The sequence below is a fragment of the Ramlibacter sp. G4-7 genome, from assembly GCF_057784995.1.
In genome coordinates this window covers 76311-89891 of sequence record NZ_JBYNTT010000012.1, presented here as the reverse complement: position 1 = coordinate 89891, position 13581 = coordinate 76311, and the positions used below count along the sequence as shown (strand labels likewise).

Sequence of the window (13581 nt, the reverse complement as noted above, 5' to 3'; positions counted from 1 at the left end):
TAGGCTCCGGGCCGCCAGGAACATGTCCGAAAACGGCCAGTGCGGCCGGCCGCCCTGCGTATCATCGTTTGCATGAGTCCCCTCGAGCCGCCCCTGAGCCCCGATGCCTGCTACCTCGCGCTGAAGGCGCGCGACGCGCGCTTCGACGGCAGCTTCTTCACGGGCGTGACCAGCACCGGCATCTACTGCCGCCCGGTGTGCCGCGTGCGCACGCCGCGGCGCGAGAACTGCCGCTTCTTCGCCCATGCGGCGCAGGCCGAAGGCGCCGGCTTCCGCCCCTGCCTGCGCTGCCGCCCCGAACTGGCGCCGCAGGCCTTGCGCTGGTCGCTGCAGGACGCCAGTGCGGTGCTGGCGCAGCAGGCGGCACGCCTGCTCGACGAGCCGGAAGCGTGGCCCGCCGAAGGCCCCTCCGTGGACGCGCTGGCGCAGCGGCTGGGCGTCAGCGACCGGCACCTGCGCCGCATCTTCGAGGCGCACCTGGGCGTGTCGCCGCTGCAATACCTGCAGACGCGTCGGCTGCTGAGCGCCAAGCAACTGCTGGCCGACACGCTGCTGCCCATCACGCAGATCGCCCTCGTCAGCGGTTTCGGCAGCGTGCGCCGCTTCAATGCCGCGTTCACGGGGCACTACGGCCTGAGCCCGAGCGCGCTGCGGCGCGAAGGGGCGGCGCGCGAATCGAGCTGCGAAGTGCGCCTGGGCTACCGGCCGCCGTACGACGTGGACGCGATGCTGGGTTTCTTTCGCACCCGCGCGATCGCGGGCCTGGAAGACATCGGCGAGCGCAGCCTGTCGCGCACCCTCGCCCTCGATGCCGGCGGCCGCCGCAGCGAAGGCTGGATCACGGCCACCTTCGACGAGGCGCACTGCCAGGTCCTGCTGCGCGTGAGCGAGTCCCTGCACGGCGTGCTGCCGCTGGTGATCCGGCGCGTGCGCGCCGCCTTCGACCTGGACGCGGACCCGCATGCGATCAACGCCCGGCTGCACGGCAGCTTCCCGCTGGGCGACGGCCTGCGGGTGCCGGGCGCGCTGAGTGGCTACGAGCTGGCGGTCCGCGCGGTGCTGGGCCAGCAGATCACGGTCGCCGCGGCGCGCACGCTGGCGCAGCGGCTGGTGCAGCGCTTCGGCACGCCGTTTGCGACGCCGCATCCGGCCCTGCATCACCTCTTTCCCGCGCCGCAAGTGCTCGCGGCAGCCGACGGCGACGCGCTGGGGCAGCTGGGCATCGTGCGCCAGCGCCAGGCGGCGATCGTCGCCATCGCCCGTGCCGTGGCCGAGGGACGGGTCGCCCTGCATGCGGGAGCCGACGTCGCGGCAACGTGCACGGCCCTGAAGGAGTTGCCCGGCATCGGTGACTGGACCGCGCAGTACATCGCGATGCGCGCCCTGCGCTGGCCCGATGCCTTCCCCGCCGGCGACGTCGCGCTGCACAAGGCACTGGGCGTGCAGCAGGCCAGGCAACCGGCGCGCGAGGCCGAAGCCGCATCGCAGGCCTGGAAGCCCTGGCGCAGTTACGCGGTGGTGCGCGCGTGGAGCGCGCTACAAGGAGCATGAAATGAACGAGCCCATCGAACGCGTCTGCACGCACTACGAAAGCCCGCTGGGCACGATGTTGATCGCGGCCACGGACCTGGGGGTCGCCGGGGTCTGGTTCGTCGGCCAGCGGCACGGGCCGGACAGCCGCGGCTGGCGGGAGGATGCGCAGCATCCGGTGCTGCGCGCCGCCGTCGCCCAGCTCGCCGCCTACTTTGCCGGGGAGCGCACGAGCTTCGACCTGCCGCTGGACCTGCGTGCGGGCACCGCGTTCCAGCAAAGCGTGTGGGACGCGCTGCGGGCGATCCCGCGCGGCGACACCACCAGCTACGCCGAACTCGCGCGGCGCCTGGGCAAGCCGCAGGCCGCGCGTGCGATCGGCGCCGCCGTGGGCCGCAACCCGGTGAGCATCGTCGTGCCCTGCCACCGCGTGCTCGGCACCAACGGGACGCTGACCGGCTATGCGGGCGGCCTTCAGCGCAAGACGGCCTTGCTGCAGCTCGAAGGCGCATTGATGTGAGCGGCGAATCAATGCGCAGCGCAAATAGCATCACTGCCGGCGCGAACGACCGACGAATCGCCCGACACTAGGCCTCTTCATGTCCCTTGCTTCCGTCATCGACTTCGTCGTCCTCGCGGCGATCTGGGGTGCGTCCTTCCTGTTCACGCGCATGGCCGTGGGCGACTTCGGCGTCGTTGGCACCGCCGCCGTGCGCGTCGCCGTGGCGACCGCCTTCCTGGTGCCGCTGATGCTGGCCAAGGGCCATGGGGCGATCTTCCGCCGGCACTGGTGGAAGGTCTGCCTGGTCGGCGTGCTCAATTCCGCCCTGCCCTTCATGCTGTTCGCCTTCTCGCTGCTGTCGATCACCACGGGCCTGTCCGCCATCCTCAATGCGACCGTGCCGCTGTTCGGCGCGCTGGTCGCATGGCTGTGGCTCAAGGACCGGCCGACCGGCTCGCGCCTGCTCGGACTGCTCGTAGGTTTCTCCGGCGTTGCGGCGCTGGCCTGGGACAAGGCGAGCTTCCGCCCCGACGCGGTCAGCGGCATCGCCCCGGCCTGGGCCGTGCTGGCCTGCCTGCTGGCGACGGTGTGCTACGCGATTGCCGCAAGCGCGACCAAGAAGTACCTCAGCGGACTGCCGCCGCTCATGACGGCCACCGGCAGCCAGCTCGGGGCCACCCTCGTCCTGGTGCTGCCTGCCTTGTGGCTGCGCCCCGCGCACGCGCCAGGGGTGCAGGCCTGGATGGCCGTGTTCGTGCTGGGCGTGCTGTGCACCGGCATCGCGTACGTGCTGTACTTCCGCCTGATCGAGCAGACCGGCCCGTCCCGCGCGCTGGCGGTGACCTTCGCCATCCCGGTGTTCGCGATCCTTTATGGCGCCTTGTTCCTGCACGAGCCGGTGACCGCGTGGATGCTGATGTGCGGCACCGTGGTCGTCCTGGGGACCGCGCTGTCGACGGGCCTGCTCAAGCTGCCCTCCTCGCGGGCGCCGGCATGAGTTCGGCGCGCAAGATGAAGCTGCGCCTCACGGCGCCCAAGCCCCGCAATCCCCTCGTGGCAGCCGCGGCGCAACGCAAGGCCGGCGCCCACCGCAAGTCGCGCTCGGCGCAGCGCCAGGCGCAAGAAGCGCAGCTCAAGAAGGACCTGAAGAATTTGTAGGTGGACGCGGGAACCGCGGCAGGGAGCTGCGAGGCGCCGACCCCCCGCCGATGCGGGCGTTTGCCGGGCCTAGTACCGCGGCAGATCCGTCAGGCGCCGCCCCGGCCTGTCTTCCGCCGCCGCCAGCGTCTCGGTGCCTTCGGCCATCACGTCGACCTTCACCTGCGGCCCCATCTGCAGGGTGCCGCGCTCGGTGGGGAACAGGGTGACGATGGTGTCGCCTTCGACGAGGCGGTCCACCACCTCCACCAGGCGCGTCGGCGCTGGCCGCAGGTCCCAGTGTTCGAGGCTGGGGTCGATCATCCCCATCATCACCTCGCAAACCTGCGTGCCTTCGAGGCGCACGGCGGTGATGCCGTAAAGCACGGTGGACACCGGGCCGCCGATGAAGGCGGGGTGACTCGCGGCCGTGCGCGGGAACGAAAACGATTTCTCGACCATGCGGCACATTGTGGGCACCCACCTCCGCGGCTCGATAAGCGGGGCGCGCGTGCAGGCGTGGGAGAGTGCCTACCGTCGACCGTACACTGTACTCCTCGCCATGTCGTCCGCCGCCCCTGTGTCCTCGTCCGTGCTCTCGCGCGCCCATGCGCGGCGCCTGCGGGACATCTATCGCTCGGCCGGATGGCCGAGCCAGGACGCGCTGGAGATCGACCTGCTCGCCGCGGGCATGCTGGAGCGGCTGCGCGCCGCGGGCGGGCACGAAACGCTGCGCGTCACGGACGCCGGCGTGCAGTGGCTGGCCACGGCGCTGGCGCGCAACCGCGCTGCCTTGTCGGCGCACGAGGCCCTGGTGCAGAAGGTGGCGCAGGAAATGGCGCGCGCCGGCCGCCTGGCCTGGACCGGGCTGAGCCTGCGCGCGCAGGTCGCCACCGGGGAAGAGGCCAAGCCCATGCGCTGGTGCGTGGCGCGCCCGGACGTGTTCTCGATCCGGCACACCTCGGTGGAGAGCTATGTCGAACCGATCGTGCACGAGATCAAGGTGCGCCGCTCCGACCTGCTCGCCGACCTGCGGCAGGACGGCAAGCGGGCCGCCTACCAGGACCTGGGCGAATGCTGGTATGTGCTCGGTTGCGATGCACGCGGGCGCGCCATCGGCGGGCCGGAGGACGTGCCCGCCGAGTGCGGGGTCATGGTGCTGGAGGGCGAGCGGCTCACGGTGGCGCGCGCGGCGCAGCGGCCGGCGCGGGCGGCACTGCCCTTCGGCGTGTGGATGGCGCTGGCCAAGGCCACGCCGCTGGCGAGCGCGGACGATGACGCCCAAGGGATGCTGGACGACGCGCTGAACTGAGCCGAGGACGGCTTCGCGTCCTGGCTCACGGGGAATGCGCGGTCAGCTACTGCTTCGGATGCTCCGAATGGCCCTGCTCCGGCCCGCTCTTGACGCCCTTCTCGGGATCCACGGGTGCCGTGGTCGGCTCCGGGTTGGCCGGCTTGGGCGCGTCCGCCGGCACCGGGGCCGGCGTCGGGGCGTTGGACGTCATTCCCGCTCGGGCTTGCGCGCCGGGCGCTCTTCGCGGCCGGTGCTGCGCTCGCTGCGCGCGGTGCCGCGGCTGTCACTCGCGGGGATGTCGTCCTCGGGCACGAAGGCCGGTTCCTCGCGCTCGAGGCCGGGGGCGGGCGGCGTGATGCCGCGGGGGGTGCGGATGGTGGGCATGGAAGGACTCCCTGGGTTTCAGATGGTGGGTTTGGCCACGCCCGGGTCCTCGGGCTCCGCCAGCGGCAATGCCTGCCCGAATTCGGGCTCGACCGGCAACTGCGTCGGGTTGGCGGGGACCTCCGTCCCGGGCGAATAGGGCTCGGGCTCGACCGGGTGCGTGGGGGGCGTGGTGTGGGTCATGGTTCAGAACGGGCTCTTGGACGAGAGCGCGGGCTCGGCCGCTTCCTTCTCGTCAGGATCACGGGCCGCTGTCGCACCCGCATCCGTCGGCGGCGAGAAACCGTCGGCCAGGCTTTCCTGCGCCGGTTCGGCAGCGCGCAGGCTGGCGTCGATGTCTTGGTGGTTCATGGCGGCCTCCTGCGCGGATGGTGAGCCGCGCCGCGGGAGCGCGACTACGGAGACGGGGAGGAACCGTTGTAGTCGGGCGCGCCTGGCCGCGTCAGTGCTTTTCGTCGGGCTGCTGCGCCTCGCGCCGCATCACGGTGCTCGGCTCGTGCGTGAAGGGCAGCCGCGGCAGGCCGATCAGGGCCTGCAGCCGGGCGTGCGCGCGGTCCATGTCGGCACCAATCATCGCCAGCGCCACTTCGTGGGTCGGCTCGTTCTGGACCGTGTCCAGGTAGGCGTTGCGCAGGCGCTGGTAGTCGGCGTCGGCACGGGCAACCTCTTCCTGGAGGGCCACCACCTTCGCGTACTCCGCGCGGCTGTAGCGCGCGGCGTTCTTGCTGTTGTTGCCGCTGCCACCCGGACGGTCTTCCGTCGAATGGGCGCGGGCGTGCGGGCCGTTCCTCGTGCTCATGCTCTGCACTCTAGGAAAACCTTCACGGAATTGCTGTAGGACAGCGCGCAACGCGCCCGCAGGCACGCGGCCCGACGTGCAGCTTTACACAACGGGCCCCGGTGGCATCATTCGAACTTGACGTTGTTCTCGCGGACGGTGGCGACGAAGCCGTCGTACTGCTTGCGGAAGAACGCGCTGAATTCAGCCGGCGTCATGCCGTAGCTGGCGAAGCCCTGGCCGACGAGCTGGTCGCGCACGTCGGGCCGGGCCAGCGCCGCCCGCAAGCCGGCGCTGAGCTTTTCCGTCACGTCGTGCGGCAGCCCGGCCGGGCCGAAGAAGCCGGCCCAGGGCGTGATCGACAGCTTGCCGATCCCCAGCTCGGCCGCGGTCGGCACGTCCGGCAGCAGCGGGCTGCGCTTGGGCAGCAAGGTCACCAGCGCCTTGGCCTTGCCCTCCTTGACGAAGGTGGGCATCAGCGTGCCGGTGGAGAAGATCATGTGGATCTGGCCGCTGGCCAGGTCCGTGAGCGCCGGGGCATCGCCCTTGTAGCGCGCGTTCACCACCTTGACGTTGCGCGTGGACAGCAGCTGCAGCATCGCCAGCTCCGATGCGCTGTTGCTCGACGCCGAGTTGTACTTGCCCGGGTTCGCCGCGACGAGGTCGAGGAACTCGGCCAGGTTCTTCACCGGCAGCTGCGGCGCCACGGCGAGGAACATGGAGAATTCGCCGGCCGAGCTGATCGGCGTGAAGGACTTGAAGGGGTCGTAGGGCGGATTCGGCCGCAAGGAAGGCACGGCGACCATCGCGGTGTTCGTGCCCATGAGGATGGTCGAGCCGTCCGCCGGCGCCTTCATGACCTCCTGCGCCGAGATGATGCCGTCCGCGCCCGGCTTGTTGTCGACGATCACCTGCGTGCCGAGTTCGGTCGCGAGCCCCTTGGCGATGATGCGGGTCATGACGTCCGCAGCGCCGCCGGGCGCGAAGCCCACCACGATGCGCACCGGCTTGCCACCTTGCGCGAAGGCCGCGGGCAGCGCGCACGTGGCGGCTGCCGCCGCGATCGCCTGCAACACCCGACGCCGCGTCATGTACTTGTCCATCGTCTTGTCTCCTGGGTCGCTCACTTTGCTTGCCTGCGGGTGACCGTCACGGTGCCGGCATCGGCATCCACGCGCACCCAGTCGCCGGTGCGGATCACGGTCAGCGGATCGATGTCGAAGTCGGTCATCGCCGGTGCGTGGCTGACCACGGTGCCGAGCGCGACCTTCGCCGTCATCTGGTTGAACAGCCATGCGGCCGGCGCCGTTCCCATCACGCGCGCCAGGTGGAACTGGGCCGACCAGCCGGAGGACCCCTTGGCACCGGGGAACACCAGCACCTTGCCGGCAAAGCTCTGGCCGCGCAGCTCGTGGCGCGTCTCGACGACCGTGCCGGTGCGCGGATCGACCCCGCCCCAGCCGGAGATCTGGTCGTTGGTGACGAGCGCCTCGCCCTCGGCGACACCGGGCACGACCTTGCGGCCGCGGATCACGATGGTTTCGCCGGCGGCGAGCGCCTTGCTCTCTGCCTGCGTGCTGGTGTTCATTGCGTGCTCCAGCGGCCGGTGCAGGCCGCGTCGATGCATTGGGCGGTGGTGCCGAACCAGGCCTGCACGCCCAGGATCGCGGGCAGGTAATGCGCCTGCTTGGCCGAATCGAGCGCCACCACCTTGGTGCCCGGCGGCACGGCGCGGCTCATGGCGGAGCAGCTGTCGGTCATGATCTTGCCGCCCGCGTCCTCGATGATCTTCGTGTAGCCGTTGCGCGTCGCGACCTCCTTGATCGCGCGCGGCGTCCAGATCCACAAGGCGCTGTCCGCGTGCACCTTGCGGCCTTCGATCAGCTGCGCCGCTTCCCAGATCTGCTCGATCGTGTAGTGCGGGCAGCCCAGCATCACGTAATCGACCTTGCGGTCCTGCCCGGTGGCGTTGATGCGCTCCAGCGTGGCGGCGCGCTCGCGCGCGCCGTAGCGGCGCTTTTCGGTCGGCGTGTTGCCGCCGTAGGCCTGTTCCTCGGTGTTCGCCTCCGGCGTGATGCCCACCAGGTGGAACATCTCCACGCCGCCGGACGAAGACGCCGCGGCGCCGAAGTGCTTGAGCTTGGGCAGGTTGGGCACCTGGCCCGCGCCGGTGATCACCGCCACCCGCTCCTGCACCCAGTCGCCCATCCAGTAGCCGAACAGGCCCCAGTCCTCCACCGTCTCCACCGGGATGTCCAGGTGGATGCCCAGCGTGCCGCGGCGGTATGCGTCGCGGTGGAAGCCCCAGTCGGGGATGCGGCAGGTCAGCATGGCGGCGCCGACGCTCTCGCGGCCCTCGGTGTTGGTGCGCCCGCCCAGCACGGAGTTGCAGTAGACGACCGCGGACGACTCCATCCAGGCGCAGTGCTCGCCGCGCGTGGGCACGTTGCCCACCTGGTAAGGCGTGCAGGTGTTGAGGATCTGCACGCCCAGGCGCGCCGTTTCCGCTTCGCTCTTCTTGTAGAAGCGCACCATCTCCTCCGACAGGCCCATCTCCTTGGGATGGTGCGGGTCGAAGCCGAGCTGCAGGTGCGAAGTGAAGGCCTTGACCTTCGGGATGCTCACGACCTTCTCGCTGTCCAGGCTGAACTCGCTGAAGACCGCGTCCATGCCGCCCTTGGCCAGCGCGAAGTCGCGCATGAAAGGCGTGGTGGCGGTGACGGTGCCCGTGACGTTGTGCGTCTCCACCAGGTTCTCGGCGCCGAGCGCCTCGCCGTAGCGGATCAGCAGGTCCATGGCGGCCGCGATGGCCTCGCCGCCGGCGCCGTCGCGCATGCCCTTTTCGACGTCGCTCAGGCGCATGCCTGCTCCTTGGCCGCTACGGCGGCGGTCTCCTGCCGCGGGCGCAGGTAAACGCCTTGCGCCAGCAGCGCCTGCTGCAGCTCGTCGATGTTCACGGCGCGCGGCTCGATGCCGTGCTTCACCGCGATGGCAGCGGCGACGCCGGCGGCCTGGCCGGTCTGCCAGCACTGCGGGATCTCGCGCATGAAGCCATGCGAATTGCGGTCGCACGAGACGTGGCGGCCCACGGCCAGCAGCCCGTCGAGCTTTTCCGGAACCAGCGCACCGTAGGGGATGGAGATGTTCGGAAACTTGGGCGAGACGGCCGGCGTCACCGCCACCTCGTCGGGCAAGGGCGTGCCTTGCGGCCAGCGCGCGCGCAGCACGGCGTCCACGCCCGTCAGGCGCCGTGCGTGGCGCACGCCGATCTGCGGCGCCGACAGCAGCATGTACGCGTCCTCGAAGCCCGGCGCGTGCGCGCGGAAATAGTCCAGGTGCTGCGCCATCGCACGGTGCGAGCGCACTTCCACGGCCGTGAGGTCGTCCACGTCGAGCGCCGAATAGCCGGACTGGCGCGGGCCCATGAACAGTGCGATGTCGTCGCGCCAGGACACGAAGGGCCGCTCGAACAGGCCGCAAGCCTCGCGCCCGCCCGCCATGAACGCGTTGTACGCCTCGGGCTGGCCGGAGCGGAAGGCGATCCACTTCTTCATGTCGACCCCGCCGAACAGCCAGGACGTGTTCATGCAGTGGTGGACGTCGGCCTCCTCGATGTCGTTGACGTAGGCGGCACCGGCGCGGGCGAAGATGTCGCCGTCGCCGGTGGCGTCGATCACCACCTTGGCGCGGATGGCCATGCGGCCTTCCTTGCTCTCGAAGGTGGCGCCGGCGACCTTGCCGTTTTCCATCAGCGGCATCGCGGCCCAGGAGTGGTAGACCAGCTTGACGCCACGCTCGATCACCAGTTCCTGCGACAGCAGCTTCAGCCGCTCCGGGTCGATGGTGGGCGACCAGGTGACGATGCCGTGGTAGGCCGCGGTGCGGAAGGACCAGTGGTGGGCCTTGTCCTTGTCCTGCGAACCCCAGTCCGCCGGATCGGGTCCGGCGACGGCATCGGCGGGCAGCCGGTCGAACAGCTCCTCGGCGAAACCGCGGATCACCAGCTTGCCTTCCCAGTCGGTCATGCGGTCGATCCAGATCACCAGGCCACCCGTGGACAGGCCGCCGAGATGGTTGTAGCGCTCCAGCAGGACGACGTCGGCGCCCGCGCGTGCGGCCGAGGCCGCGGCAGCGGTGCCCGACGGCCCGCCGCCGACCACCAGCACGTCGCACTCGCGGTACACGCTGATGTCGCGGCCCGGCTCGTGCACGGTGCCCAGTTCCGCGCGCGGCGGCTTGGCGTCGCGCTCGAAGATGTCGGACTGCAGGATGCGCTCGTCGGTGCGCGTGAGGCTCTTCATCGCGGGGAGAGTCTTGTCTGTCATTGCGCGTTCTCGCGGGTCAGGACGGCGCCTTGCGCCAGGGGGCCGACGTTGCGGCGGTAGATCTGCAGCCAGCCGCGGTCGAACAGCTTCTTGGGCGGCTGCCATTGCGCGCGGCGCTGCTCCAGCACGGCGGGGTCGACCTCCAGGTCGACACGGCGCTGGTCCAGGTCGATGGCGATGCTGTCGCCGTCCTGCACGAGCGCCAGCGGGCCGCCCAGCGCGGACTCGGGCGCGACTTCGGCCACCACGAGGCCCTTGCACACCAGCCCGGACAGGTGGCCGTCGGTGAGCATGGCGACGTGGTCGCCCATGCCGGCGCCGTCGATCGCGAAGACGACGCGGGAAGCGCCACCGCCCATGGCGGGGCCGCCGCAGGCGCCGGCGCCGCGCATCACGATCACCGAACCCTTGGCAATGGACTTTTCCTTGAGCGCGCGAACGGCATCGTCGGAGGTCTCGAAGCACACGGCCGGGCCGACGAAGCGGCGCACCTTGCGCTCGACGATGCCGGGCTTGATCAGCGCGCCTTCCGGCGCGAGCGAGCCGCGCAGCAGGATGATGGCGGGATGCGCGGCGACCGGACGGTCGATCGAACGGATCACTTCCGGATCCGTCACGTGCACGGCGCGCAGGTTGTCGGCCACGCTGGCGCCGCTGACGGTCAGCGCTCCGGGGTCCAGCAGCGGCAGCAGCTGGCGCATCAAGGTGCGGCAGCCGCCGGCCGCCTCGAATTCCTCGATGAGGTGCTCGCCGATCGGCCGGATGCCGGCCAGCACCGGCGTCTGCGGGCCGAGCTTCTCGAACAGCCCGTAGACGTCGACGCCGTTCCCGGCCTCGGTGGCGACCGCCTGCAGGTGCTTGACGGCATTGAGCGAGCCGCCGATGGCCAGCACGGCGCGCACGGCGTTGGAGAAGGCGCCGGCCTTGAGCACGTCGCGCGGCTTGAGGTCGTCCCACACCATCTGCACGATGCGGGCCGCCGCGGCCCTGGCGTCGGCGAACATCTTGTCCGACAGCGCCGCCACCGGCGCGCTGCCAGGCAGCGCCATGCCCAGCGCTTCGCAGACGATGTGCATGGTGTTGGCGGTGCCCAGGCCCGAGCACACGCCGGGCGAGCGGATCGCGCAGCGGCTCATGCCGACCACGTCCTCGACCGAGGTGCCGCCGCCGATCTGCGCGTGCATCGAGTGGATGAAGACCTCCTCGATGTCGACGTGCTGGCCCTTGTACTCGCCGCTGGCCTGGTAGCCGCAAGGCACCATGATCGTCGGCACGTTCAGGCGGGCGGCGGCCATCAGCTGGCCGGGCACGGTCTTGTCGCAGGAGGTGAGGCACACCATGCCATCGAGCTGCGCGCCTTCGACGGCCACCTCGATGTCGTTGGTGACCAGGTCGCGCGCGGCCAGCATGTAGGCGCCGCGGGCACCCGCGCCGGTCACGAAGTCGCTGGGCGCCGCGGTGCGGATCTCGAAAGGCACGCCGCCGGCGGCGCGGATCGCTTCCTTCACCACCTTGGCCACCTGGTCCAGGTGGCTGTAGCAGGCGGCGAGCTCCGAGCTGCTGTTGACGACGGCGATCTTGGGCTTCTCGCAATCCTCTTCCGGGATGCCCATCGCCTGCCATTGCGCGTTGCGCACGGCCCAGAGGTAGGAGCCGCGGGGGAAATTGCTGCGCAATTTGCGCGCGGGTGCTGTCATGTCGTGGGTCTCCTCGTGTCCTTGGATTCAGCGCGGCGCGGGCACGTGCCCGCCGATGTCGGCGGCCAGGGCCTCGCCCATCTTCAGCAGCCGCGGCGCGATCTCCTTGCGCAGGTGCTCCTCGGTGTAGACGAAGGCCGCCGTGCCGCAGTTGAGCGCCATGATTTCGCCGTTCGGTCCCACCAGCGGAACCGACACGGAATTGATCTCGCGGTGGAACTCGCCCGCGGAGATGCAGTAGCCCAGCTTGTCGCCCTCTTCGAGCGCCCGCTTCATCGGCGCCTCCAGCGCCGCCCAGTCGCTGCCGCGCGCCAGGCGCAAGCTGTCGACCAGCCGCGCGCGCTCCTCGGCGGGCAAGGCCCAGAGGTAGGCACGACCCAGCGCGGAGTTGGCGATCGGGGCGCGGGAGCCGACGTCCACGCGCGGCGCCAGCATCGTGCTGCGCGGCCGGCAGGCCTCGACGATCACCATGTCCAGCCCATCGGGAACGGCCAGGTAGACCGAGCCGCCGGCCTCCTCGGCCAGCGCCTGCATGTGGGGCCGCGCGATGGCACGCACGTCCAGGCCGGCCAGGAAGACGCGGGCCAGGGACACGACACCCGGCCCGAGCATGAAACGGTCCCCCTCGGGCTCCTGCTTGAGCAGGCCCAGCGTCGCGAGCGTGGACGCCAGGCGCGTGACCGTCGGCCGCGGCACCCCCGTCAGGCGCGACAGCTCGGTGGAGGTGAGCGAACGCCGGTTCTCGTCGAAGCAGCGCAGCACGGCGATGCCGCGCTCCAGCGCGCTCACCGTGTCCGGTTTCTGCGCGGCGCTGCCGTTGTCCTCGTTCGCTTGCATCTTGCGTATTTTGGACGACGCGTTCAAAATCTGCAATGCCCGACGCGATAAATCGCACTTCAAGCACATCAGGAGACAAGAAAATGGCTGACTCGCGCATTTCCCGGCGCCGCTTTGGCGCCTGGGTCGCCGGCGCCTCGCTCGCTTCGCCGCTGGCCGCGTATGCGCAGGGCGGCTTTCCGCAGGCCGGCCGCCCCATCCGCATCCTCGTGGGCCTCGCCGCCGGTGGCTCGCTCGACGCGCAGGCGCGAGCCGTCGCGCGCCGCCTCACCGAAATCGCCGGCACGCAGGTGATCATCGACAACAAGCCGGGCGCCAGCATGATGCTGTCGGCCAGCGAAGTGGTGCGCGCGCAGCCCGATGGCTACACGCTGCTGTACGCGCCCTCCTCGCTGTTCGCGCAGAACCCGCACACGCTCTCCAGCGTGCCGTACGACCCGTTCAAGGACTTCACGCCGATCACGGTGGCGGCCCGGGGTCCCCTGGTGCTCACGGTGCACCAGTCGCTGAACGTCAAGGATGCGAAGGAACTGGTGGCGTGGGCCAAGGCGCACCCCGGCCAGCTGAACTTCGCTTCCTTCGGCACGGGCACCTCGTCGCACATCTACGCCATGGCCTTCGCCAAGGCCGCGGGCATCGAGGTGACGCACGTGCCGTACAAGGGCACGGCGGAAGCGGCGCGCGACCTGCTCGAAGGCCGCGTCCAGGCCTACTTCGACGCCGCGCCGACCGCCATCCAGAACGCGGCCACGGGTCGCATCCGCATGGTCGGTGTCGCCGCGCCCAAGCGCATGCCGGCGGCGCCGGACGTGCCCACCTTCACCGAACAAGGCATCGCCGGCATGGACCTCACCAGCTGGATCGCCTTCGTCGGCCCGCCGAAGATGCCGCCGGAGCTCGTCGCACGGCTGAACACGCTGCTGGTGCAGGCCTTGAATGCACCGGACGTGAAGGACTTCTACTACCGCGGTGCCTGGGAGGCCTCGCCCTCCACGCCCGCCGAACTGACCCAGGAGATCCACGTCGCCTACGACCGCTGGGGCCAGATGATCAAGCAGATCGGCTTCGAGAAACAGTGATCGCAAGGACAGCCCGCA

General features: G+C 70.5%; 18 protein-coding genes. 6 read left to right on the top strand and 12 right to left on the bottom strand.

Annotated features, from left to right (window positions below):
• Positions 1-72: 72 nt before the first annotated feature.
• The 4 genes from AC3EGR_RS17400 to AC3EGR_RS17385 all read left to right on the top strand — a co-directional run bounded on the left by AC3EGR_RS17400 (position 73) and on the right by AC3EGR_RS17385 (position 3190).
• On the top strand, positions 73-1551 hold the full coding sequence (locus tag AC3EGR_RS17400) for a DNA-3-methyladenine glycosylase 2 family protein (RefSeq protein WP_488547765.1): 1479 nt from the start codon (positions 73-75) through the stop codon (positions 1549-1551).
• Position 1552: 1 nt separating this feature from the next.
• The gene (locus AC3EGR_RS17395) at positions 1553-2050 is read left to right on the top strand and encodes a methylated-DNA--[protein]-cysteine S-methyltransferase (RefSeq protein WP_488547764.1); all 498 of its coding nucleotides are present in this window, start codon (positions 1553-1555) and stop codon (positions 2048-2050) included.
• 79 nt (positions 2051-2129) lie between these two features.
• A complete protein-coding gene (locus tag AC3EGR_RS17390; protein WP_488547763.1) occupies positions 2130-3029 on the top strand; it encodes a DMT family transporter in 900 nt (299 codons plus the stop codon).
• Positions 3026-3190, top strand: coding sequence for a hypothetical protein (locus tag AC3EGR_RS17385; RefSeq protein WP_488547762.1), 165 nt, complete (start codon positions 3026-3028; stop codon positions 3188-3190). Before AC3EGR_RS17390 ends, AC3EGR_RS17385 begins: the two co-directional genes overlap by 4 nt.
• A 69-nt stretch (positions 3191-3259) precedes the next feature.
• On the opposite strand, the gene AC3EGR_RS17380 is transcribed toward AC3EGR_RS17385, so the two are convergent.
• Positions 3260-3631, bottom strand: coding sequence for a hypothetical protein (locus AC3EGR_RS17380; protein WP_488547761.1), 372 nt, complete (start codon positions 3629-3631; stop codon positions 3260-3262).
• 100 nt (positions 3632-3731) lie between these two features.
• Between AC3EGR_RS17380 and AC3EGR_RS17375 the strand changes: the two genes are divergently transcribed.
• The gene (locus tag AC3EGR_RS17375) at positions 3732-4481 is read left to right on the top strand and encodes a hypothetical protein (protein ID WP_488547760.1); all 750 of its coding nucleotides are present in this window, start codon (positions 3732-3734) and stop codon (positions 4479-4481) included.
• Between the two features lie 46 nt (positions 4482-4527).
• Here AC3EGR_RS17375 and AC3EGR_RS17370 read toward each other — a convergent pair whose 3' ends face one another.
• The 11 genes from AC3EGR_RS17370 to AC3EGR_RS17320 all read right to left on the bottom strand — a co-directional run bounded on the left by AC3EGR_RS17370 (position 4528) and on the right by AC3EGR_RS17320 (position 12484).
• Positions 4528-4674, bottom strand: a complete 147-nt coding sequence (locus tag AC3EGR_RS17370; protein WP_488547759.1) for a hypothetical protein — start codon at positions 4672-4674, stop codon at positions 4528-4530.
• Positions 4671-4847, bottom strand: a complete 177-nt coding sequence (locus tag AC3EGR_RS17365) for a hypothetical protein (protein WP_488547758.1) — start codon at positions 4845-4847, stop codon at positions 4671-4673. Before AC3EGR_RS17365 ends, AC3EGR_RS17370 begins: the two co-directional genes overlap by 4 nt.
• 18 nt (positions 4848-4865) lie before the next feature.
• Positions 4866-5030, bottom strand: coding sequence for a hypothetical protein (locus AC3EGR_RS17360; protein WP_488547757.1), 165 nt, complete (start codon positions 5028-5030; stop codon positions 4866-4868).
• Positions 5031-5033: 3 nt separating this feature from the next.
• Positions 5034-5198 carry a hypothetical protein gene (locus AC3EGR_RS17355; protein WP_488547756.1) on the bottom strand — a complete coding sequence of 55 codons (165 nt, stop codon included), beginning with the start codon at positions 5196-5198 and terminating at the stop codon, positions 5034-5036.
• A gap of 91 nt (positions 5199-5289) precedes the next feature.
• Positions 5290-5646 carry a hypothetical protein gene (locus AC3EGR_RS17350; RefSeq protein ID WP_488547755.1) on the bottom strand — a complete coding sequence of 119 codons (357 nt, stop codon included), beginning with the start codon at positions 5644-5646 and terminating at the stop codon, positions 5290-5292.
• Between the two features lie 107 nt (positions 5647-5753).
• Complete coding sequence (locus tag AC3EGR_RS17345) at positions 5754-6728, bottom strand: Bug family tripartite tricarboxylate transporter substrate binding protein (protein ID WP_488547754.1); 975 nt, start codon at positions 6726-6728, stop codon at positions 5754-5756.
• Between the two features lie 20 nt (positions 6729-6748).
• A complete protein-coding gene (locus AC3EGR_RS17340; protein WP_488547753.1) occupies positions 6749-7213 on the bottom strand; it encodes an aconitase X swivel domain-containing protein in 465 nt (154 codons plus the stop codon).
• Complete coding sequence (locus AC3EGR_RS17335) at positions 7210-8487, bottom strand: aconitase X (RefSeq protein WP_488547752.1); 1278 nt, start codon at positions 8485-8487, stop codon at positions 7210-7212. Before AC3EGR_RS17335 ends, AC3EGR_RS17340 begins: the two co-directional genes overlap by 4 nt.
• Positions 8478-9950, bottom strand: coding sequence for an FAD-dependent oxidoreductase (locus AC3EGR_RS17330; protein WP_488547751.1), 1473 nt, complete (start codon positions 9948-9950; stop codon positions 8478-8480). Before AC3EGR_RS17330 ends, AC3EGR_RS17335 begins: the two co-directional genes overlap by 10 nt.
• Positions 9947-11647, bottom strand: a complete 1701-nt coding sequence (gene ilvD, locus AC3EGR_RS17325) for a dihydroxy-acid dehydratase (protein ID WP_488547750.1) — start codon at positions 11645-11647, stop codon at positions 9947-9949. The genes AC3EGR_RS17330 and ilvD overlap by 4 nt, the downstream gene beginning before the upstream one ends.
• A gap of 27 nt (positions 11648-11674) precedes the next feature.
• Positions 11675-12484: an IclR family transcriptional regulator gene (locus tag AC3EGR_RS17320; RefSeq protein ID WP_488547749.1), complete on the bottom strand. Its 810-nt coding sequence runs from the start codon at positions 12482-12484 to the stop codon at positions 11675-11677.
• Positions 12485-12567: 83 nt separating this feature from the next.
• Here AC3EGR_RS17320 and AC3EGR_RS17315 point away from each other — a divergent pair, with 83 nt between their 5' ends.
• Positions 12568-13563, top strand: coding sequence for a Bug family tripartite tricarboxylate transporter substrate binding protein (locus AC3EGR_RS17315; protein ID WP_488547748.1), 996 nt, complete (start codon positions 12568-12570; stop codon positions 13561-13563).
• Positions 13564-13581: the final 18 nt, after the last annotated feature.